19 protein-coding genes are annotated in these 21,013 nt (G+C 50.3%); 10 read left to right on the top strand and 9 right to left on the bottom strand.

From position 1 onward, the window contains the following. Positions 1–38: 38 nt before the first annotated feature. A complete protein-coding gene (locus FOA19_RS23390; protein WP_190300403.1) occupies positions 39–194 on the bottom strand; it encodes a hypothetical protein in 156 nt (51 codons plus the stop codon). 558 nt (positions 195–752) lie between these two features. Here FOA19_RS23390 and FOA19_RS13740 point away from each other — a divergent pair. After that, positions 753–1,745, top strand: a complete 993-nt coding sequence (locus FOA19_RS13740; RefSeq protein WP_149091942.1) for a bile acid:sodium symporter family protein — start codon at positions 753–755, stop codon at positions 1,743–1,745. Between the two features lie 115 nt (positions 1,746–1,860). On the opposite strand, the gene mtaB is transcribed toward FOA19_RS13740, so the two are convergent. Beyond that, positions 1,861–3,180: a tRNA (N(6)-L-threonylcarbamoyladenosine(37)-C(2))-methylthiotransferase MtaB gene (mtaB, locus tag FOA19_RS13735; protein ID WP_149091370.1), complete on the bottom strand. Its 1,320-nt coding sequence runs from the start codon at positions 3,178–3,180 to the stop codon at positions 1,861–1,863. 297 nt (positions 3,181–3,477) lie between these two features. Then, positions 3,478–5,325 (bottom strand): LTA synthase family protein, encoded by a 1,848-nt coding sequence (locus FOA19_RS13730; RefSeq protein WP_149091369.1) that lies wholly within the window; start codon positions 5,323–5,325, stop codon positions 3,478–3,480. 243 nt (positions 5,326–5,568) lie between these two features. Here FOA19_RS13730 and FOA19_RS13725 point away from each other — a divergent pair, with 243 nt between their 5' ends. Further along, positions 5,569–7,761 (top strand): glutamine synthetase III family protein, encoded by a 2,193-nt coding sequence (locus FOA19_RS13725; RefSeq protein ID WP_149091368.1) that lies wholly within the window; start codon positions 5,569–5,571, stop codon positions 7,759–7,761. A gap of 123 nt (positions 7,762–7,884) precedes the next feature. Here the strand turns inward: FOA19_RS13725 and FOA19_RS13720 are convergent, their stop codons facing one another. Then, complete coding sequence (locus FOA19_RS13720; protein ID WP_149091367.1) at positions 7,885–8,376, bottom strand: hypothetical protein; 492 nt, start codon at positions 8,374–8,376, stop codon at positions 7,885–7,887. A gap of 124 nt (positions 8,377–8,500) precedes the next feature. Here FOA19_RS13720 and FOA19_RS13715 point away from each other — a divergent pair, with 124 nt between their 5' ends. Beyond that, a complete protein-coding gene (locus FOA19_RS13715) occupies positions 8,501–8,875 on the top strand; it encodes a hypothetical protein (RefSeq protein WP_149091366.1) in 375 nt (124 codons plus the stop codon). Positions 8,876–8,961: 86 nt separating this feature from the next. On the opposite strand, the gene FOA19_RS13710 is transcribed toward FOA19_RS13715, so the two are convergent. Further along, positions 8,962–9,444, bottom strand: coding sequence for a hypothetical protein (locus FOA19_RS13710; protein WP_149091365.1), 483 nt, complete (start codon positions 9,442–9,444; stop codon positions 8,962–8,964). A gap of 385 nt (positions 9,445–9,829) precedes the next feature. Here FOA19_RS13710 and ispG point away from each other — a divergent pair, with 385 nt between their 5' ends. The 4 genes from ispG to FOA19_RS13695 all read left to right on the top strand — a co-directional run bounded on the left by ispG (position 9,830) and on the right by FOA19_RS13695 (position 13,786). Next, entirely contained in the window at positions 9,830–11,821 is a 1,992-nt protein-coding gene (gene ispG, locus FOA19_RS13705) for a (E)-4-hydroxy-3-methylbut-2-enyl-diphosphate synthase (protein WP_190300402.1), read from the top strand. An 87-nt stretch (positions 11,822–11,908) separates the two neighbouring features. Further along, positions 11,909–12,079, top strand: a complete 171-nt coding sequence (locus tag FOA19_RS23385) for a DUF6728 family protein (protein ID WP_190300401.1) — start codon at positions 11,909–11,911, stop codon at positions 12,077–12,079. Between the two features lie 228 nt (positions 12,080–12,307). Next, entirely contained in the window at positions 12,308–13,354 is a 1,047-nt protein-coding gene (locus tag FOA19_RS13700) for a DUF2167 domain-containing protein (RefSeq protein ID WP_149091364.1), read from the top strand. Between the two features lie 78 nt (positions 13,355–13,432). Further along, positions 13,433–13,786, top strand: a complete 354-nt coding sequence (locus FOA19_RS13695; protein ID WP_149091363.1) for an MmcQ/YjbR family DNA-binding protein — start codon at positions 13,433–13,435, stop codon at positions 13,784–13,786. A 16-nt stretch (positions 13,787–13,802) separates the two neighbouring features. On the opposite strand, the gene FOA19_RS13690 is transcribed toward FOA19_RS13695, so the two are convergent. Further along, positions 13,803–14,078, bottom strand: coding sequence for a hypothetical protein (locus FOA19_RS13690; protein ID WP_149091362.1), 276 nt, complete (start codon positions 14,076–14,078; stop codon positions 13,803–13,805). 59 nt (positions 14,079–14,137) lie between these two features. Between FOA19_RS13690 and FOA19_RS13685 the strand changes: the two genes are divergently transcribed. After that, positions 14,138–14,665 (top strand): energy transducer TonB, encoded by a 528-nt coding sequence (locus tag FOA19_RS13685; RefSeq protein WP_149091361.1) that lies wholly within the window; start codon positions 14,138–14,140, stop codon positions 14,663–14,665. Between the two features lie 51 nt (positions 14,666–14,716). On the opposite strand, the gene leuS is transcribed toward FOA19_RS13685, so the two are convergent. Then, positions 14,717–17,488, bottom strand: a complete 2,772-nt coding sequence (leuS, locus tag FOA19_RS13680) for a leucine--tRNA ligase (RefSeq protein WP_149091360.1) — start codon at positions 17,486–17,488, stop codon at positions 14,717–14,719. 513 nt (positions 17,489–18,001) lie between these two features. On the opposite strand from leuS, the gene FOA19_RS13675 reads away from it, so the two are divergent. Continuing rightward, entirely contained in the window at positions 18,002–18,655 is a 654-nt protein-coding gene (locus FOA19_RS13675) for a PKD domain-containing protein (RefSeq protein ID WP_149091359.1), read from the top strand. Between the two features lie 182 nt (positions 18,656–18,837). On the opposite strand, the gene FOA19_RS13670 is transcribed toward FOA19_RS13675, so the two are convergent. Both FOA19_RS13670 and FOA19_RS13665 read right to left on the bottom strand, forming a co-directional pair. After that, the gene (locus FOA19_RS13670; RefSeq protein ID WP_149091358.1) at positions 18,838–19,563 is read right to left on the bottom strand and encodes a spheroidene monooxygenase; all 726 of its coding nucleotides are present in this window, start codon (positions 19,561–19,563) and stop codon (positions 18,838–18,840) included. A gap of 120 nt (positions 19,564–19,683) precedes the next feature. Beyond that, on the bottom strand, positions 19,684–20,187 hold the full coding sequence (locus FOA19_RS13665; RefSeq protein ID WP_149091357.1) for a pyridoxamine 5'-phosphate oxidase family protein: 504 nt from the start codon (positions 20,185–20,187) through the stop codon (positions 19,684–19,686). A 119-nt stretch (positions 20,188–20,306) separates the two neighbouring features. On the opposite strand from FOA19_RS13665, the gene FOA19_RS13660 reads away from it, so the two are divergent. Further along, a complete protein-coding gene (locus FOA19_RS13660) occupies positions 20,307–20,894 on the top strand; it encodes an acyl carrier protein phosphodiesterase (protein WP_149091356.1) in 588 nt (195 codons plus the stop codon). Positions 20,895–21,013: the final 119 nt, after the last annotated feature.

The raw sequence follows: 21,013 nt of genomic DNA, 5'->3' as shown, positions 1-21,013 counted from the left end.
GTTATACAAGGTACATGTAGAAAAAAAAAGCCTCAGGGCTACAGGTGGAAGGGTCCAGGGGAGGTAAACGCTTTCTTCTGGCGAGATGCTCCGTGGCCTGACAACAGGTACACATAGGCGAAAACCAGGGCTGTAAAGGAGCCTAGGAAGCACAATACCTGTAGGAGCAGCTGAAAGATGGTTAAAGTTTCCATGGCTATTGAAGGATTAAGTTGTATTTTTCTCTAAGAATGAAACAAAGATATAATAAGGTACTATGTAAAGCAAGGTACTGTTTCAAATTATTTTAAAATATTTATTATGAGTGACAAGAAGTGCATCTAATTCGTTTTTAGGCTGGTTTCTTAAAATCATGACCAAATTTGATCAGCTGTCATTGACCAAAAGCACCTTCTTTTGCTAAGCGGAATACTGGTTGACCCGGCCATCAAACCTAAAAAGAGGAAGCAACTTGGTTTCTTTGGTTAGATGCGCTGTCTCCCAGAATGGTTGCCTGGTCAAAGAAGGATTTGCCTGGGCAAGAACAAGGAGTGTGGGGGCTAAAATAATGACAACTCCAGCGGCACCCTTTTTATTATATAGAGAAAAACTTTAGCTCGGGGATTCGTACTTCTATTTTTGGGCTGAATTTTAAAAATAAGGCTTTAAACGGGTTCTAAAAAATCACCTGTACTAAAGCCGGAGGAGTTGCTTTGGAAACTGAAAACAACGGAGTAGCCCTGGTTCCGGTGCGGGAGCGGGCGAGTAAATTCATGAAGCGCCTGGGGCTGGACAATTTCCTGCTGGCGCTCTTGGCTATGATTCTGCTGGCGTACCTGTGGCCGCACGTAGGCGAGGAGAACGGACCCTTGCCCCTGGAAGAGATCACCACCTATGGCGTGTCGCTCATATTCTTTTTTTACGGCCTGCGTCTCAGCCCCGCCAAACTCAAAGCCGGCCTCAGCGATTGGCGCCTGCACCTGGTGGTGCAGCTGAGTACGTTCCTGCTGTTTCCCATGCTGGTGTTTCTGGCAAACCTGCTGCTGGGCAGAGGTGAGAACCAACTCTTGTGGCTGGGGGTGTTTTACGTGGCGGCCCTGCCGTCTACGGTGTCTTCTTCGGTGGTGATGGTGTCCATTGCGGGAGGGAATATCCCGTCTGCAATCTTCAACGCCAGTATCTCCAGCCTCATCGGGGTGTTTATGACGCCGCTCTGGATGGGGCTGTTCATGAGCACCAGCTCGGCCGCCGAGATGGACTTGGGCAGCATCATTCTCAAACTCATGCTGCAGGTGTTGCTGCCGGTCACGCTGGGCGTGCTGCTGAACAAACGGTTTGGGGCGTTTGCCGAGCGGCAGAAGGGCCGGCTGCGGCTGTTTGACCAGACCATTATCCTGCTCATCGTCTATTCCTCTTTCTGCGATTCCTTCGCGCGGGAGATGTTCAAAGGCTTTAGTGCCCAGCAGTTGCTGATGCTGGGCGGGGCCATGGTGGCGTTGTTCTTCCTCGTTTTCTGGCTGATTCACCTGCTGGGAAATTTGCTGGGCTTCTCGCGCGAGAACCGGATCACATCCATCTTTTGCGGCTCCAAGAAGTCGTTGGTGCACGGCACGGTTATGTCCAAGGTCATTTTCCCCGATGCCAATATCGTCGGCATTATCCTTTTGCCGCTTATGCTGTACCACGCGCTGCAGTTGATCGCCGCCAGTATTTTGGCCCAGCGCATGGCGCGGCAGCAGACCAACCTAGAGGTTTCTTCGGCTTAGTTTTTAGTGTCTTAATTTCAATAACAGCATCTTTCCAGCTTCAAAAACAGAAATGCCCTGCCAGATTAATCCGGCAGGGCATTTTCATTCTATTATATGGTGTAGGTGCAGCGCGTTAGTGCGCCAGCAGTTCATGGTACGTTTCCTCAGCCTCCATTAATCCGGCAGCCGTGATGTTCGTGAGCCGAACATGTTTCTGCTCGTTTACCAGCACTGGATCATATTTGGCTACTACGCGCACGTAGTTCTCGGTGAAACCTTCCATAAAGCCATCGGTGATATCGGCTTCAAACAAGACCTTTCCTTCGTACCCGATCTGGCTTTCGTAGAAGGCGCGCTTTTTCTTCTCAGACAGGATGCGCAGCATATCGGCGCGGCGGTTCCGCTCTTTCTGCGGCACTACGCTCGGCAGATCCAAGGCCAGGGTCTTGGCGCGCTCAGAGTACGGGAACACGTGCAGGTAACTGATGTTCAACCCGTTCAGGAAGTTGTAGGTCTCCAGGAAATCTTCTTCGGTCTCACCGGGGAAGCCCACGATCACGTCTACGCCGATGCAGGCGTGCGGCATGGCGGTCTTGATCCATTCTACCCGCTGGGCATACAGCTCGCGCAGGTAACGGCGGCGCATGAGTTTCAGCACCTTGTTACTACCCGACTGCAGCGGTACGTGGAAGTGCGGCATAAAGCGCTGAGAGCCTGCCACAAAATTGATGATCTCCTCACTCAAAAGATTAGGCTCGATAGAAGAAATCCGGAAGCGGCTTACGTTCTCCACCTGGTCCAGTTCCTGGATAAGCTGGTAGAAGTTCTCCACGCGCACGCCTTCTTGCAACCCGAAGTCGCCGGTGTTCACGCCAGTGAGCACAATCTCTTTCACGCCGGAGTCCCCGATGCTGCGGGCCTCGGCTACCACTTTCTCAATGGTGTTGCTGCGGCTTTTGCCCCGGGCCTGCGGAATGGTGCAGAACGTGCAGGAATAATCGCAGCCGTCCTGCACTTTGAGGAACGTACGGGTGCGGTCCCCGAAGGAGTAGGCGTTCACGAAGGTATTGACCTCCGATACCGGGCTGGCGTGGACCTGCGGGGCGTCTTTCTTCTCAAACGTCTCCAGGATGTCTACCAACTGAAATTTCTCGGCGGCGCCCAGAACGGCATCCACCCCGGGGATCTCGGAAATCTCTTTTGGTTTGAGCTGGGCGTAGCAGCCCACAATGGTAATGAACGCGTTAGGCGAGTGTTTGAGCGCTTCCTTCACCACTTTCCGACATTTCTTGTCGGCATTGTCGGTGACGGAGCACGTGTTGATGACGTAAATATCTGGGGTGTCTGTAAACTCCACCTTCTCAAACCCACGCTCCTGGAAAATGCGGGAGAGGGTAGAAGTCTCAGAGAAATTGAGCTTACAGCCTAATGTATAGAATGCTACCTTTTTCATAATCAAGGCACAAAGGTACGGAGAAACGGGAAATAGTTATAAGTTGTCTGTTGATAGTTGTCAGTTAGAAGGTTGTTTTAGGGCTGTTTTCTGGAAATCAGGTCTAAAACCAAGAGCAAGCGTCGTTATGCCACGCGAGTAATTCTCAAGGTAGATTATCATACGACTGCCCAAGCAAAAGGGCACCCACAAGAGGTGCCCCTACAACAATCACTGATTAGTCTGAAGATGTTTTTAAGCTGATTTCCAGAAAACAAGCCTAAAAACAATCAGCAACTAACAATCAGCCATCAACCACTACTTCTTCAGGAAATCCCCGAAACTGGTTTGCATGTAGGCTTTGCCTTGCTCTACCTGCTTGTCTGTAACTCCAGGGTCGCGGAGGATTGGTTTTTGGGAGACGTTGTCAAAGGTGACGGCGCCTAGCGGTGAGACCATCCCAAAGCCATCGTTGAAGACGTAAAAAGCAAACGGGGTAGCCTTGGCATCCAGCAGGTTTTTGCTCCAAGCAAACTGGTGGGTGGGTTGTCCCATCTGCTGCAGAAGGGTAGACACCAGATCGGTTTGGGACCCGATGTTCGTCACCACAGTATCTTTCACGGCCAAGGCCCCGCCGGTCATGAGCAAGGGAATCCTGAATTTGCTGGGGGCATCGTTCTGGTCACGGCCGGGGAAATGGTGCCCATGGTCGGCTACCAGCACCACCAGCGTGTTTTGCCACCAGGGCATTTTCTTTGCGGCAGAGAGGAAACGGCCCAAAGCCCAGTCTGTGTAGTAGAAAGCGTTCTTGAACCTGGTTTCCTCATCGGTGCCCGGGAACTTGACCGGAATGGGAATGTCATAGGGCTCGTGGCTGCTGAGGGTATAGACGGTGGTGAAGAACGGCTGCTTGGGGTTTTGGTGCTCGGCTAAGACCCGGTCAAACAGAATATGGTCATGCACACCCCACTTGGAGTTGTAGTTCTCGCTCGGGAAATCAGACTTCTCCACCAGCTTGTCATACTGCCCGTTGATGAGGTAAGACTTGATGTTGGCAAAGGCCAATTCCCCGCCGTAGTAGTAGCTGGTGCCATAGCCCAGCCTTTTCAGCTCTGAGGCAAATTGGGGCAGGCGTTCCGTCTTTTTCGGGGTTTTGATAATGGAGGTGGTGGTCTGCACCGGGTAGCCGCTTAGGAGCGCCACCATGCCTTTCTCGCTTCGGTCGCCGGCGGCGTAGATGTTCTGGAACAGGATGCCTTCTTTGGCCAATGCGTTGAAGTTAGGCGTCACCTCCACCGGGCCACCCAGCGCCCCGATGAACTTGGCGGTGTAGCTTTCCAGAATGATGAACAGCACGTTAGGCTTTTTCACCCGAAGCAAAGAAGGAACAGAATCATTTTTGGACTGGTACAACTCCTGCACCATGGCCTGGGCCTGTTTCTCGTCCAGGTACTGGTAAGGGTTTTTGGTGTTGTGGTTCTTTTTAAGCAAAGAGTGCATCACGTTCCAAGGCACGTTCACGCCCGCATGGTTCGCGAAAAGTTTGGAAGAAAAGTAAACGTCGCTTTGGTTCAGGGGAATCTGCTGCCAACCGCCCCGGATAGGCAGCACCAACAACGCAAGCAGAAACAGACTGAGCAGAAGTTCACCGGATAGTTGTTTTACGCCTCTTTTTGGAGAAACAGCCCAATTCCGGCTGAGGAATCGGTAGCCTACCACGCCAATTACCAGCAGCAATAAATAAAGGAGCGCCAAGAGCCAGACCGGGGCCGATGCCGTAGAGGCCAGCATCTCGGCGGGCGTGTTAAGGTACTGCAGAGGGGTAGAGTCCAGCCTAAAACCCCAGGCCGAATACAGCTCCAGGTCAATGGTCACCAACAGCACCAGAATAGGGAGCAGCACATAGGTGAAAACAGAGACAATTTTCAAAAAGACCCTTTTTCTGAAAGCCACTTCGTTCAAAAAGAGCAGGAACGGAATCACACTCAGGTAAGCGGCGAAGGAAAGGTCCATCCGGAGACCGTACCAGAACACTTTCCCGATCTCACCAGAGGTTAAGGCATCGGTTTTGGCAGAATGATAGAGGAGGAAAACTGCCCGGCATATCTCAAATAAGAGAGTCCAGAAGAAAAAATACCCGAAGGCTTTGAATAGTATTCTTTTCACGGGTCAAATATACCGCATAAAGGACATCGGCAAAAAAGAGCGTCTTTTTAGAAGACTATGTATTTTGAGGGGGTGTTGAGGTAATTCTAATGCTTGTTTGGGAAAATAGGTGTGTAAATAGAGGGTTGTTCTCTTGAAAGTAGAGGTAAGTTTTAAAAAAGTAGTTAAAAAAATAGGGGCAATGCTTGAAAGTATGATTTTCTACCCTACATTTGATGCATCTTTTCATCACAAACAAATTTCATGGCCATTCTTCGTTTTAAGGCGCTTGAGTTGGTAAACCAACGGACGCCAGTAGAGGTGAAGCTACCTTCTGACAAAATCTCTGATTATTATGGAAGTAACGTATTCGGTTTAGAGGCCATGCGCGCTACTTTGGCAGGAGATTATTTCAAACGCCTGCAGTTTGCCATTAAAACCGGCAGCAAAGTAGACCGTAACCTAGCCGATGCCGTGGCGGGAGCCATGAAAACCTGGGCCCTGAGCCGTGGTGCTACCCACTACACCCACTGGTTCCAGCCGTTGACCGGGGAGACCGCCGAGAAACACGACTCTTTCTTTGACCTGAGCTCAGACGGACGTGCCATTGAGGTATTCAAAGGCAGCGCCCTGGTACAACAAGAGCCAGATGCCTCTTCCTTCCCAAGCGGCGGCATCCGGAACACGTTTGAGGCCCGCGGTTATACTGCCTGGGACCCAACCTCACCGGCCTTCATCATTGAAAACGCCGGCGCCAAGACCCTTTGTATCCCTACTATCTTCGTTTCCTATACCGGTGAGGCCCTTGACTTCAAAGCGCCTTTGCTGAAAAGCCTTAACCTGGTAGAGAAAGCGGCCCTGGATGTTTGCCAGTACTTTGACAAAGACGTCACCAGGGTAACTACTACGTTGGGTATTGAGCAGGAGTACTTCCTGGTAGACCGCGCCTTGTACGAAGCCCGCCCAGACCTGGTGATGACCGGCAGAACCGTGTTTGGCCATGAGCCGGCCAAAGGCCAGCAGCTGGAAGACCACTACTTCGGAGCCATTCCTTCCCGCGTGCACGCCTTCATGATTGACTTTGAGGCCGAGTCGCACAAGTTGGGCATTCCGTTAAGAACCCGTCACAATGAGGTGGCACCTAACCAGTTTGAGTGCGCTCCTACCTTTGAAGAAGCCAACCTGGCCGTAGACCATAACCAATTGTTAATGGATATCTTAGACCGTGTGGCTGAGAAGCACCACTTTAAGGTATTGCTGCACGAGAAGCCATACAAAGGCGTGAACGGAAGCGGCAAGCACAACAACTGGGCCCTAAGCACCGACACCGGCGTGAACCTGTTCGCCCCGGGCCGTCGGCCGAAAGAAAACCTGCAGTTCCTTACCTTCTTCATCACCACCGTGAAAGCGGTGCACCGCTACGCCGATCTGCTGCGTGCCAGCATCGCGTCTGCGAGCAACGACCACCGTCTGGGTGCTAACGAAGCTCCACCGGCCATCATGTCTGTGTTCGTGGGTAAAAAATTGACCGAGGTTCTGGATGAACTGGAGCGTACCGCCAAATTGCCTTTGGACAAAGGCGATAACGTGTACCTGAAACTGGGCATCGACAAGATCCCTGAAATCCTGCTGGACAACACCGACCGTAACCGTACCTCGCCTTTTGCCTTCACTGGTAACAAGTTTGAGTTCCGCGCGGTAGGTTCCTCGGCTAACAGCTCCAACGCCATGACCACCCTCAACGCCATTGTCGCTGATCAGTTGATCGACTTCAAAAACAGCGTGGATGCCATGATGGCCGAGGGCAAGAAAAAAGAAGTAGCCATTATTGATGTGCTGCGCGAGTACGTGATTTCTTCCAAAGCCGTGCGTTTTGAAGGAAACGGGTACTCTAAGGAGTGGGAAGAAGAAGCCGAGCGTCGTGGGTTGAGCAACATCCGCAAGACACCGCAGGCTCTGGACAAACTGGTAGATGAGACCGCTATGGAGATCTTCACCAAGCACAACATCTTCAGTTCCCGTGAGTTACATGCCCGTCATGACATTCTGCTTGAGGATTATATCAAGCGGGTGCAGATTGAGGCCCGTGTGATGGGGGATCTGGCCATGAACCACATCATTCCTACCGCCATCGCTTACCAGACCACTCTGGTGGAGAACATCAAAGGTCTTCGCGATATTGGATTGGAAGACAACGAGTACACCCAATCCACGCTGGAAACCATCAAAACCATCTCAAGTCACTTGACCACCATCAAGTCGAACGTGGATGCCATGATTGAGCAACGCAAAGTGGCCAACAAGATTGAAGACACCCGCGAGCGGGCTATCATGTACACCGATGAAGTGCTTTCTTTCTTTGAGACCATCCGTTACAGCGTAGACAAACTAGAGCTGATTGTAGCCGATGAGCAGTGGCCATTGGTGAAATACCGCGAGATGATGTTCCGTCATTAATAGAACGTATTCTTAGAAACAAAAAGCCCCTGCCAGTGAGCAGGGGCTTTTTGTTTCTATCCTTTTATTTGGCTCGTTTTTCAAGATCAGCCTTAAATCGATGTATCGGTCAGGTGACTCTAATCAAATAAACAGCGGTTGATCACTTGGTGGGTTCGTTCGGTTAGGGGAGAAATTTTGCCCCAGTTCCTTTATCCTGGATTTGATCTGGCTGAGGGTAGGCATCTGCTCGCGCCATTCCTGTTCGCGCCACCAGGCTTGCATCTTGGGGTTTTGCCTGGCCAGGTCAAAGATCCGCTTGAGCACGAACGGCAGAATGAGGGTGACAATATTGGAAGCCAAAGCGCTTCTGATTCCCAGGTGCAGCATAAGCCGTACCAAAAGCATATCCTTCAGTTTATCAAACAAGAGTTTGGGGCCTTTCTCCTGTACGTGGCCTTTGAGAACCTCCAGCACCTGTTGAGCGTTGCCGCTTTCCAGTTCTTTCTGCAGCCACTGCTCCACGGTCTCGCGGGTAACCTGAATGGCCTGCGGAATCTGGCTGGCCTTTAAACCGGCTTTGTGCAGCAGCTGCGCCGCAAAGGCATGGCTTCTCTGAAGAAAGGGAACGGGCATATTTGGGTAATAAGGGGTTTTCTTGAAGCTACGGGTAAACCAGCAATTTGGTTAGTTTACAGACTTAACTCAGAGGCAGATAACACGTACTCGGTTAAACCAACAAGGATCAAATACAACGCTTATGGACTTTGACATCCCAGAATTCAAGAAACGGCTAGAGAATGAACGCATGAAAGGAACCCAGCCCGAGGCGGTCATTCAGCAAGAGATACGGCAGGCTGAGGAAGTAAAGGAAGGCCTATCTGAGGAAAATGACCATGCCAGTGAATTTGTGTCGGAGGCCATCAACCGCATTGACACCTATATTTACCAATTGCATGAACTGGCCCGGGAGTTCAACCCCGCAGAATTTGACCTGGACCAGCAAACCTACCTGCAAGACGACCGCGTCCATCACCGCATCGCCAACCGCATTGACCGCCTCAAAGAACAAGGCGAGGCCAATGCCTCCACAGAAGATCCTTTGCTAAGGAATGGTGATACAGAGCAGGAGTAAAGGATCGTTGGCTTATAGTTAAAGAAAAGCAGTAAAGCCATTTTAAGCCTTCTTTTGAAAAATCGGCCTTAAAACAATTCTTTTGTTTAAGCGAAGGCGCTGTTTTCTGATGACTGGTTGCCGGAAAAAGATTTGCCCACGGTCCTGAATTTTGACTTGATGTCTTCTTTGCTGGGCAGGTGTTTGCGCAGGTCCAGGTTGTCCCACCAGTTCTTGAACATAGGGTTTTTTTGGAGCAACTCCACCATGGCCTTCAGGATAAAGGGCAAAATCACCGAGGCGGTCTTGGAGGCGGCGTCATAGGCCATGCCCATGCGCATGATGTACTTGGCCACCACCACATCCTTCAGTTCATCAAACAAAAGCTGTGAGTCTTTCTCCAGGCAATCGCCTTTCACCATCTGGAAAACCAGGGGCAGATTGCCCTGCTCCATTTCCTGGTAAAGCCAATTCTCAGCGGTTTCGCGGGTGGTTTGGATGGTGTTGGGAATGTTGATGTTGTCCATGCCTGCTTTCCGGAGCAAGGCAGTTACCTGGCGTTGGCTTTGGGATAAAAACAGTAGAGACATAGTTCCAGTTAGTTTACCATAATATTGTACGCCTATTTAACATAGGTGTTTTCTGTTTCATGCAAATGGAAGCCCAACGCCATGAGGCCAATGAACCCAAAAAGCAGCTCCCAAGATCAAAAAATCTGCCCTGTAATGAGTTTAACCTCTAAGGTATAAGTAGTTAAAGCAAGTGGATACTTCCAGAATGTGCCTGTTTTTGGTTTTTTAGCCTGAAAATAAAATGCTATGTCAAGCTTAAGCATTTAATATTGGAAGAGTTTTTGGTGTACAGGCAGGCAAACACATAAGAGCACAGCTCAAAAAAACCTCGTACTTTTACAAAAGCTACGCTGAACAATCTGGTTTGGCCGTTGGTTAAAGAAATATGGAAACATCATTTCCCATGAACACAGAATCCCTTTCTCTGGGCGGAATCTATTGCCCTAGCCTCACCGATTATACCCGTCGCCTCAGCCGTGAAGTCCGTATTGGCGATTTGGCCATGGGGGGCGAAAACCCCATCAGGGTGCAGTCTATGACTACCGTAGACACCATGGATACATTGGGCTCGGTGGAGCAGGTCATCCGGATGGTGGAGGCCGGCTGTGAGTACGTGCGCATCACCGCGCCCAGCGTGAAGGAAGCCGAGAACCTGGGCGAGATCAAAAAGGAGCTGCGCCTGCGCGGCTACCACGTGCCCTTGATCGCCGACATCCACTTTACGCCCAACGCCGCCGAACTGGCCGCGAGGTTGGTAGAGAAAGTGCGCGTAAACCCCGGCAACTACGCCGATAAAAAGAAATTTCAGGTAATTGAATACACAGACATTACGTACCAGGCCGAGCTGGACCGCATCCGGGAACGCTTCACGCCTTTGGTGAAAATCTGTAAGGAGTATGGCACGGCCATGCGCATTGGCACGAACCACGGCTCCTTGTCTGACCGCATCCTGAGCCGCTACGGCGATACGCCGCTAGGCATGGTGGAAAGCGCGCTGGAGTTCCTGCGCATCTGCGAAGACCTTAACTACTATGACGTGGTGCTTTCCATGAAAGCGAGCAATACCCAGGTGATGGTGCAGGCCTACCGTTTGTTGGTGCAGAAACTGGAAGAAGAAAAACTACAGCCTTATCCATTGCACCTAGGCGTGACCGAGGCCGGGGAAGGCGAGGACGGCCGCGTGAAATCAGCGGTGGGCATTGGTACTTTGCTGGAAGATGGCTTAGGCGATACCGTGCGGGTTTCCCTTACTGAGGCTCCTGAACTGGAAGCGCCGGTGGCCAAAATGCTCATTGACCGCTACACCACCCGGGCTGGGCACACGCCTATCAAACCCATCTGCAATTTACCGTACAACCCGTACCAGTACCACCGCCGCGAAACACGCGAAGTCCTGAACCTGGGCGGCCACAACGTACCCCGGGTAATTGCTGACTTGAGTCGCATGGAAGAAATCACCTACGAGGACCTGCGTCCGGTAGGGCACATTTACTCACCTGCGCTGGACAAATTCCATATGTCTGACCAAGGCACGGATTACGTCTACACCGGCAGCGCACCTATCTCGTTCATGTTGCCCAACGGCCTCAAAGAGATCGTGGATTACACCGCATGGCTGGAGGCGGAGCAGCGCGAGGAGCGTTACCCGCTGTACACTGCTGTGCAGTTTGAAATGGCCAGCAGCTTTCATCCGCAGCTGAACTTCGTGCAGGTATCGCTGGGCCAGTTAACCAATGATTTCATAGAAACGCTCCATAATCGGCCGGATGTGGTTTTGGTTTTGGAGACGGAGAACGAGCATGCCATGCCCGAGCAGCGCAAGGCGTTCATCCGGCTCATGAACCAGGGGCAACCCGTGCCGGTCATCATCAAGCGCTCTTACGAAGACCTCACCGATGAACAGGTGCAGCTCTACGCGGCCACGGATGTGGGTGGGCTGCTGATTGACGGTTTCGGGGACGGCGTGCTGCTAAGCACCCAGGACCTGAGCACCCGCAGCAAAGAAGACTGGCTTTTCACCCTGGAAAGCCTGAACAAACTCTCCTTCGGGATTCTGCAGGCGGCGCGCACGCGCATGAGCAAGACCGAGTACATCAGCTGCCCAAGCTGCGGGCGCACCTTGTTTGATTTGCAGGAAACCACCGCCATGATCCGGAAGCGCACCGATCACCTCAAGGGCGTGAAGATTGGCATCATGGGTTGCATTGTGAACGGTCCCGGCGAGATGGCCGACGCCGATTACGGCTACGTGGGCGTGGGCAAAGGCAAGATCGCGTTGTACCGCGGACAGCAGGTGATCAAGAAATCGGTGCCCGAGGAACGCGCGGTGGATGAGTTGATTGAGCTCATTAGGGAAGACGGAAATTGGAATGAGCCGGTAGGAGTAGAGGCCTAAATATATTTGCATTCAGGTAAATCATTCCAGGCCCAAGATTGTTCTAATAGTATACAGAAGCACACTAAACAGCAGATAATAACCTATATGAAAGGCCTATTTGATTTCACCGAAGTGGCAACTTACTTCTTCCGCAAGAAGGACCCAAACCGCAAAACCAATTTCAACCTGCGCACCATGCACACCATTAATAAGGTGTCTATGATCATGTTCCTGTGCGGGTTAGTCTACCTTGTGTTTAAACTGATGATGCGCTAATTGTTTCAACTATAAGGATATATTCCCATTTAGGAGGCAGTTTCTAGAAAACGGCCCTTAAATGGGAATTTTCATGTTAGAGGCGGTCTTTCAGAGACCTCAAGAAGATTATTATAGGAATCCGGCCCGGCGCCGGATTTTTTATTTTCAGCTCTACGCCACTGAGATTCAACAAATAAGCTTAATTTAGTTCTAAAATCTAACCTACACCCTTTATTCAATTAGTACATGAGAAAACTTTTACTCTTTACCTTTCTTTTTTGCGCCTTGCCTCAGCTGATGTATGCTGCCGGGGTAGATTCTCTAAAGGTGTGGCGAGACAGTGTCAACGCCTCCTATTCCTTTAAGACCGGCGAAATCGTGCTTAAAGACGGCATCGCCAAAATCATGGTTCCCAAAGGTTACAAGTACCTTGACGCGAAAAAAAGTAACCAGGTCTTGACCGATCTTTGGGGCAACCCTCCCGGAGATGGTTCTTTGGGCATGCTTTTCCCGGAAGCCAGCGGGCCCGCCGATGCGGAATCGTGGGCCATTGACGTGACCTACTCAGAAGACGGGTACATCAAAGACGATGACGCCAAAGACATCAACTATACCGACCTGCTGGAGGAGATGCAAGCCGATACGGAGTCTGAGAACGAGGCACGGGTGGAACAAGGCTATCAGCCGGTGGAACTGGTGGGTTGGGCCGTGGCGCCTTTCTACGACGCTGCTTCCCATAAACTGCACTGGGCCAAGGAGCTGAAGTTTGGCGAGGAAGAAGGCGTGAACACGCTCAACTACAACATCCGGATTCTGGGCCGGAAAGGCTACCTGATGCTGAACGCCATCGGGGATATGAACATGCTGCCGGGTATTAAGAAAGATATTCCGGCCCTGCTGGCCAGCGTGGAGTTCAACGATGGAAACCAGTACGCCGACTTCAATCCTTCCTTAGACAAAGTGGCTTCCTACGGAATAGGAGGGCTAATTGCTGGTAAGGTATTGGCCAAGGTTGGGTTTTTCGCTTTGTTCGCCAAGTTCTTCAAAGTGATTTTGTTAGCTGCCCTGAAGTTCTGGAAACTGATTGCCCTGGCTTTGGTGGCGTTGTTCAGCGGCCTGAAAAGGTTCTTCAACCGTAAAAAAGGTACAGCGTCAGAGCTTGCCTCCGCTGAAGAGGAAACCGCTATGGACTTTGAAAAGCCTCTTACCTATGAGCAACTCACCGCTGCGGAGCACGCAACTGAGACAACGCTGGTGCAGGAGCCTACTGCCGAGAAAGAAACGGTAGCGTAGTCTATTTAGGCCAAGGCTTAAAATAGGAGCCGCTTTCCCGCTTTGGGAAGGCGGCTTTTTTAGTTACCTTCAAGCCCTATGAACATTGAAGAATTAAGAGAGTATTGCCTAAGCAAACCGCACGTAGAAGAAACCCTTCCGTTTGACCAGGACACGCTGGTCTTCAAAGTGGCTGGTAAAATGTTTGCCCTTTGCAGCCTGTCTGACTACGTCGCTGGCATTGCTTTGAAATGTGACCCGGAGCGGGCGGTGGAACTAAGAGAGCAGTACCCTGCCATCAAGGAAGGGTACCACATGAGCAAGAAACACTGGAACACCGTCCTCCCGGAGGCTTTCCTCCCGATGGGTTTGATGACCGAACTCATTGACCACTCGTATGATCTGGTGGTAGCCGGAATGACGAAGAAGGTGAGAGCGGAGTTAGGGCTGTAAAGGAAACCGGAACAAATCAGCTTACTCTGGAGACTCTTCTCCGGTTTTTTCCAGCCACGCCAAACAGGATTAACCCGAGGCCCAGGGTACCGATTCCGGCAGTAAAGCCAGCCTCATAGTTGAAGTGCCACTCCACCTGCCATTTGGCTTTGTTCTCAAAGCCATTAAAAACTGCTTTGTTGACTTCCTCGCCGGTGGTCACATGAAAATACCTGTTCTGGTTGAAGAAGTATCCGGTTGCTACGGCCGCTAACAAGGCTAAGCCCAGGAGAATATCATAGCGTTTGTTCATAGATGATAAATGTTCATAGATGATAAATTTTATCTTGTATAGGGTTGATATTGTATGGAATGCAGGGCAGGATAGCGTCCTGTTTTAGACCTGCATTTTACAAAAAGATTCTAAAACCTACTGCTATACTCTTAATTATCCTTTCTCTTTTTCTGTCCTCCAAGTGTAGCTTGGGGCAAAATAGGCCACCTGATTATTCAACCATTCAGAAGGCAAAAGGTGAAGTAACAGATACACTGATCTGTATTTTTCCAATTGAACAACAACCTGAATACAAACACGGAGGATTGCCTTCCATGTTAACGTTTATTCAACGTAATTTAAGATACAAGGAGTGTGCGGAAGGTACGGTAGTGGTGCAATTCGTTATTGATTCCACAGGTCAGGTAAGGGAGCCAATTCTCCTGAAAAGCCTTACAAAAGAAACCGATGCAGAAGCGATGCGGGTGGTTCAATTACTGGAGTTTACCCCTGGAATGCACAACGGAAGGAAAATGCCCATCAGGTATGTTATCCCCATTAGGTTTGGGCCGGTAAAGGAAACCAGAAGAAATAAGGGGCATGTGAACAGAAAAGGCCAGCTATAGTAGCTGACCTTTTCTGTTTTTAGGGTTATTTTAGAAAATCAGGCAAAAACCTTAGATCACCACGTTCACGATTTTACCCGGAACCACGATCACTTTCTTCACCGGTTTGCCTTCCAGAAGTTTTTGCACCTGCTCAGAGGCCAGAACTACTTTCTCTACTTCCTCCTTAGGAGTTTTAAGGTCGAAGGTGAGTTTGGTTTTTACCTTGCCGTTAATGGAGATAGGATAGTCAAAGGTGCTCTCGGTGAGGAATTCCTCTTTCCATGCTGGGTAAGCGGCGTAGGTGATGCTCTCCTGGTGGCCCAATCTGCTCCAAAGTTCCTCCGTGATGTGCGGCGCGAAAGGGGCCAATACAACCGTCAATGGTTCTAGGATGGCGCGCTTCTTCGTTTTAGCCGAGGTGAGTTCGTTTACGCAGATCATGAACTGACTCACGCTGGTCCCGAAGGAGAAACGCTCAATGTCTTCCTCTACTTTTTTGATGGTCTTGTGCAGCGACTTCAGCTCGGCCGGGGTAGGTTGCTCGTCGGTCACGGTAAAAGTACCTTCCTCATCAAAGAACAGTTTCCAGAAGCGGCGCAGGAATTTGTACACGCCGTCCATGCCGTTGGTATTCCAGGGTTTGAACTGCTCCAAGGGCCCCAGGAACATTTCGTACATGCGCAACGTATCGGCGCCGTATTCCTCTACCAAGACATCGGGGTTCACCACGTTGTGCTTGGATTTGGACATCTTCTCAATCTCCACGCCCACCACGTATTTGCCCTCCTCCAGAATGAACTCCGCATCTGCAAAGTCAGGTCTCCAGGCTTTGAATTTCTCAAGGTCAAGCACATCATTCTCCACGATGTTCACATCCACGTGCAGGGCAGTGGTCTCGTGTTGGTCTTTCAACCCGTAGGAAACAAACGTGTTGGAATCTTTGATGCGGTACACAAAGTTAGACCGGCCCTGGATCATGCCTTGGTTGATGAGCTTTTTGAACGGCTCGTCCTGATTCACAAGCCCGAGGTCAAAGAGGAATTTGTTCCAGAAGCGGGAGTAGAGGAGGTGACCCGTGGCGTGCTCAGATCCACCGATGTACAAATCCACGTTCTGCCAGTAGTCAATGGCTTCCTTGCTGGCGAATTCCTGGTCGTTCTGAGGGTCCATGTAGCGGTACCAGTACCAGCTGGAGCCGGCCCAACCGGGCATGGTGCTCAGTTCATACTCATACTTGCCACGGTATTTCCAACCTTGCGCCCGTCCCAGCGGCGGCTCACCGGTCTCGGTGGGCAGGTAAGCGTCTACCTCTGGCAAAACCAAAGGCAGTTCCTTTTCTTCCAGCAGGGCTGGAATGTCATCTTGGTAGTACACCGGCACCGGCTCACCCCAGTACCGCTGACGGCCGAACACGGCATCGCGCATGCGGTAGTTGATGCGGGCCTTGCCTACGCCCAGTTCCTCAGCGCGTTGGATTCCGGCCTTGATGGCGTCTTTCACGTCCAATCCGTTTAGGAAATCCGAGTTGATGATTTTTCCTTCCTTAGCCGCGTGCGCTTCTTTGGTAAGGTCACCACCGGCCACTACTTCCGGGATAGGCAGGTTGAATTTCTTCGCGAAGGCGTAGTCACGGGTATCGTGGCCCGGTACGGCCATCACGGCACCGGTTCCGTAACCCGCCAGCACGTAATCCGCGATCCAAACCGGGATTTTCTCCCCAGAGATAGGATTGATGGCGTAAGAACCCGTGAACGTTCCCGTCACGTGCTTCACATCAGACATGCGGTCGCGCTCAGAGCGGTTCTTGGCCCAGGTCACGTATTCTTCTACTTCGGCGCGCTGCTCAGGGGTGGTGATGTCCTCCACGTACTCGTGCTCAGGCGCCAGCACCACAAAGCTCGCCCCGAAGATGGTGTCTATGCGGGTGGTGAACACGGTGATGTGCTTGTGCTCGTGGCCGTCTACCTGAAAGTGCAGCTCAGCACCCACCGATTTCCCGATCCAGTTACGCTGCATCTCTTTCACCGGCTCTGGCCAGTCAATGGTGTCTAGGCCTTGAAGCAGGCGCTCGGCGTAAGCCGTGATGCGCATCATCCATTGCTTCATGAGTTTGCGCTCCACCGGGTAACCACCGCGCTCAGAAACGCCGTCCTTCACCTCGTCATTGGCCAGAACGGTTCCCAACTGCGGGCACCAGTTCACTACGGCTTCGGAGAGGAACGTCAGGCGGTATTTGAGCAGAAAATCCTGTTGTTCTTTCTCAGACAAACGGGACCAGGCATCGGCGGTCAGGTGCGGGGTGTCTTCGTCGCAGGCGGCGTTCACGTGGGTGTTGCCGCGCATCTTGAACTCCGCTACGAGCGTGTCAATTGGTTCGGCTTTGTCCGTGGCATAGTTGTACCAGCTGTTGAAGAGCTGCATGAAGATCCACTGGGTCCACTTGTAGTAATCGGGGTCTGAGGTGCGCACTTCGCGGTCCCAGTCAAAAGAGAATCCCAGGTTGTTCAGCTGCTCAATGTAGCGCTCAATGTTCTGTTTGGTGGTCACGGCAGGGTGCTGCCCGGTCTGGATGGCGTACTGCTCGGCGGGCAAGCCAAACGAGTCAAAGCCCATGGGATGCAACACGTTAAAGCCCTTGAGGCGCTTGTAGCGGCTCACAATGTCAGAGGCGATGTAGCCCAGCGGGTGCCCTACGTGCAGCCCGGCCCCAGACGGATACGGGAACATGTCCAGGGAGTAGAACTTGGGTTTGCTTGGGTTGATATCGGTTTTGAACGTCTTGTTCTCGCTCCAGAAGCGCTGCCACTTCTGCTCAATATTCCGGTAATCGTACTCAGACATGGGTATGGTTTCAGGTATTAGGTTCAGGTTCAACAGGCCAGAAAGGGCCAAAGGCAAAAGTAAGGAATTTCTTTGTAGCCTAATCAATACGTTTTGTGGCCGTTTTTGCTTGATGTGCCTTTTACTAGTTTATCCGCAGGGCTGCTTGATTAAAATCGTAAGAATAGATAAGTAATAAAATTTTAATTGATTAAAGTCGGCTCTAGATTACTACAGATTAATTATTGATGCTCAAAGAAGATTAGCTTGTTCTAGGCAACTCTAATAAACATTTGGAATCTCAAATATTCCACTAGTTGGTTTGAAAGTATATTTTTAATAAACTATATTTAGCTTTTAATATCTATTGAACAGTAGCTTCTTGAATTTATGATATTAAGAAGTAAAAAATATAGGTTGACCATTATATTTCCAGTATTGGATTGAAATACCCCAAAATAGAAGCTTAAATTATTGCTTATAATTGTGTTGATTTTTATTAAATAAGTTTTTATAATTAATTATTAAATTTTAATGGTGAGAAAGATTTATTTACTGCTGATTTGTTTTATTTCTTTATTGTTTTCTTTTTGTAAAGATCGATTCGAGGAAGTTGATCAACTTAACGCCAATTTCATTATACAAAAAGACACAGATTATTTGCATAATGATTTTGAGTTTATGGCTGAAGATTCGTTAAAAGGTATAGATTACAAATGGAATTTTGGAGATGGAACATCCTTAGTGGCAAGTTATAATGTTACTCATAGTTATAAAATGCCAGGTACCTATTCTGTTACTTTAACAGTTGGGAATATTAGTAGTTCTAAAGAAGTACATGTTTATCCGGGAACGTTAAGCTACCAAATCAAAAATACTACTAAACAAGAATTGATTTTAGAGACTTACATTGATAATCCCGAAGTCAATGGTTCTGTAAACCTTAAACTTGGCGCCGGAAGTATTTCGGACATAATCTATTCCGAGTCTATCTTTATTGGTGGAACCAATGCAACTGCCTTGGCCGGTATTTGGCTTACTTACAACGATGTCAAATATATTTACAGGCCCTCAATTTGGTTAGACCTATTTAAAAATCACGTTATTGTTTTAAGTGATTCATCTGAGTTCTTAAAAGTATCTAGTAATGATGTGGGACCTGCTAAATTGAGACTTGGAGAGATATAAGAAGATGTTTTCTTAGCCTGTTCTTGTTTATTTTTAAGAATGATAACTAAAGCTTGAGGATAATTATTTACATTACTTAGGACCATCTATCTCAGTAACATCACCATAAACATTGACTAATTAGGTAATCTAAATATAAAAAGCCTTGTACAAATTTTTGTACAAGGCTTTTTATATTAAATCTACAGCAACCCGGCAAGCGGATCTTCGCCGTTCCAGGTGCCTTGGCTGGAGAGCGGCGTAAAACGCGCGAACAGCTCCTCTGAGTACCAGCCCTGGGTGCGGGTGCGTTTGATAACCTCACGGTGCTCGGCCATCCGGTAAGCATAGGCTTTCATGGTGGCCTCATCACGCCAGAGGCTGAAGGTAGCCTGCCGGACAAAGGGAGCCTCACCCAACCCGATGGAGCCCAATAGTCCCTCCGCATGATCTAGGCTGGCACTGGCTTTTGGCACGTTTTTCCAAAAATCGATGGCTTTCGTCAGGCGGATAGAGGCCCGGGTAAGCACAGCGATGGGCGCGTTTACCGGGGAGGGATGGGTCTCCTGGGTGAATGGATTGCGGCCGCTCCACAGGCCGTGCGCCTGCAGCGGACGCAAGGCCAGAGTGTACTGCTCAAAGGTGTGCTGGCGGTATTCTTCCAGCAGGGGGTGGCCCTGGTAAAAGTCTTCGGCCGCGGCCGGGCTCTCCCAGGTAGCCATAAAGCCGTAGCGGTACCAGTTGGGCTTAAGGCTGAAGCCTCGGCCCTGGCCGCTGCCCAACAGCTTATAAAAACTGAGGCCTTTTACCTTCTGCAGCGCTGGGAGGGAGGTACCCATCTGGGCCAATCCCCAGCGCCAATGGCCGGGCTTCACGCCAAACAGGGAAAGGGTGGTATGGGCGGGAGCAGAAGGAGCGGGAGGTGCCAAGCAAGGATATGTAATGAAGGTTTTACGCCTGTTTTCTTAAAAGTAGCCTAAAATCGGAAGCCAAACAAACACCCGCGCAGGCATGAAAAAAGGGAGCCGAAACTCCCTTTCTTAACAGAACTACAAATTGATCTTTTTGTTTTCGCCTGGCCTGGCCGGCTCGCCGGTGAGCGCCGCCTTCACCACGCCGAAGAGGTGAACCACCGCGCTGTTGGGCGTATCCCAGTACTCGGCCTGGTCAATGGTCACTTTGATGAGCCCAATGTTTGGATCATCCTTTCCTTCGGGGAACCAGGCTTTCAGGGCTGGGTTCCAGAGTTCGTCAATCTTCTGCTGGTCCCGCAGCACCTGCGCATGGCCAGATACGGACACATACAGGGTGTCATTGGGTTTTGCGTAGCTCAGGTTCACGTGGCTGTCCTGCTTTATCTCGTGTGATTTGCCTGACTCATAGCCGGTGAAAAACCAGATGGTGCCATCTTGCTGCACCGTCATGTGGCGCATGGGCCGCGACCGGATGGTGCCATCGGGCTCCACGGTGCTGAACATAGCCGTGTCAATGTCTTTGATCTTGTCTATAAGGGCTTTCAAGTCGCCCTGTTTTTCGCTTTGTTGATTTTCCATAGTTAGATGAGGTCAATAAATGCTTTACAGGAATACGGGTGGCATCCGCCTAGGGTTCTTTTTGCGGCCAATCGTCTTTTCATAACCAGAATACGTACCTTTGGTTTAAACCCGATGCCTTGAATTACCTGGCCCATTTATTTCTATCTGGTGACGATGAGGACCTGCGCCTGGGAAACTTCATTGCCGACAGCGTGCGCGGGGCCCAGACCCTGCTTTACCCAGACCGCGTGCAGCAGGGCATCAGGCTACACCGCCTCATAGACTCCTTCACTGATTCGCACCCCATTGTGGCAGAAACGAAAGAGCGGTTAAGGCCTAAATTCAGGAAGTACGCCGCCGTAGTCGCCGATGTCTACTATGACCATTTTTTGGCGGCCAATTTCCAGGCCTTCAGCCCGCAGCCCTTACCAGATTTCGCCCAATTAGCCTATGCCCAGGTACAAGCCCGCCCTGAGCTGCTACCCGAAAGGGTGCACCATTTTTTGCCGTACATGGTGCGCCACAACTGGCTAGTTTCGTATGCTCAAATAGAAGGCATTACCAGGGCGCTCCAGGGCCTGAGTTCACGGGCAAAGTTTGACTCTGGGATGGAAACTGCAGGAGAGGAGCTACTCCTAAATTATTCGTTCTACCAGTTGGAGTTCGAGCGGTTTTTCCCAGAGCTTCAGCACTACGTTCAGAAAGAAGTAATTCTTTTATCCTGATTGAAAAGAGGAACTCATGGACCTTAATAGGAGCTTTTCTAAGGAAGTTACGGGTGTTTCTTTTTGGCACGTTTTTGAAATTTTTCCACTGAAACAAAGCACCAGTTGTACTCCATATC

It is taken from the genome of Rufibacter hautae (genome assembly GCF_008271695.1).
In the GTDB taxonomy this organism is placed as follows: domain Bacteria; phylum Bacteroidota; class Bacteroidia; order Cytophagales; family Hymenobacteraceae; genus Nibribacter; species Nibribacter hautae.
Note: the sequence above shows the minus strand (reverse complement) of the source record. Positions and strands in the feature narration are given on the sequence as shown.

Coding starts and splice junctions, on each gene's coding strand:
- FOA19_RS13690 (WP_149091362.1), bottom strand. CDS start 14,078: ATGAACAAACGCTATGATATTCTCCTGGGCTTAGCCTTGTTAGCGGCC.
- FOA19_RS13715 (WP_149091366.1), top strand. CDS start 8,501: ATGGACTTTGACATCCCAGAATTCAAGAAACGGCTAGAGAATGAACGC.
- FOA19_RS13675 (WP_149091359.1), top strand. CDS start 18,002: ATGGTGAGAAAGATTTATTTACTGCTGATTTGTTTTATTTCTTTATTG.
- FOA19_RS13725 (WP_149091368.1), top strand. CDS start 5,569: ATGGCCATTCTTCGTTTTAAGGCGCTTGAGTTGGTAAACCAACGGACG.
- mtaB (WP_149091370.1), bottom strand. CDS start 3,180: ATGAAAAAGGTAGCATTCTATACATTAGGCTGTAAGCTCAATTTCTCT.
- FOA19_RS13695 (WP_149091363.1), top strand. CDS start 13,433: ATGAACATTGAAGAATTAAGAGAGTATTGCCTAAGCAAACCGCACGTA.
- FOA19_RS13740 (WP_149091942.1), top strand. CDS start 753: ATGAAGCGCCTGGGGCTGGACAATTTCCTGCTGGCGCTCTTGGCTATG.
- ispG (WP_190300402.1), top strand. CDS start 9,830: ATGAACACAGAATCCCTTTCTCTGGGCGGAATCTATTGCCCTAGCCTC.
- FOA19_RS13710 (WP_149091365.1), bottom strand. CDS start 9,444: ATGTCTCTACTGTTTTTATCCCAAAGCCAACGCCAGGTAACTGCCTTG.
- FOA19_RS13720 (WP_149091367.1), bottom strand. CDS start 8,376: ATGCCCGTTCCCTTTCTTCAGAGAAGCCATGCCTTTGCGGCGCAGCTG.
- leuS (WP_149091360.1), bottom strand. CDS start 17,488: ATGTCTGAGTACGATTACCGGAATATTGAGCAGAAGTGGCAGCGCTTC.
- FOA19_RS23385 (WP_190300401.1), top strand. CDS start 11,909: ATGAAAGGCCTATTTGATTTCACCGAAGTGGCAACTTACTTCTTCCGC.
- FOA19_RS13700 (WP_149091364.1), top strand. CDS start 12,308: ATGAGAAAACTTTTACTCTTTACCTTTCTTTTTTGCGCCTTGCCTCAG.
- FOA19_RS23390 (WP_190300403.1), bottom strand. CDS start 194: ATGGAAACTTTAACCATCTTTCAGCTGCTCCTACAGGTATTGTGCTTC.
- FOA19_RS13685 (WP_149091361.1), top strand. CDS start 14,138: ATGCAGGGCAGGATAGCGTCCTGTTTTAGACCTGCATTTTACAAAAAG.
- FOA19_RS13665 (WP_149091357.1), bottom strand. CDS start 20,187: ATGGAAAATCAACAAAGCGAAAAACAGGGCGACTTGAAAGCCCTTATA.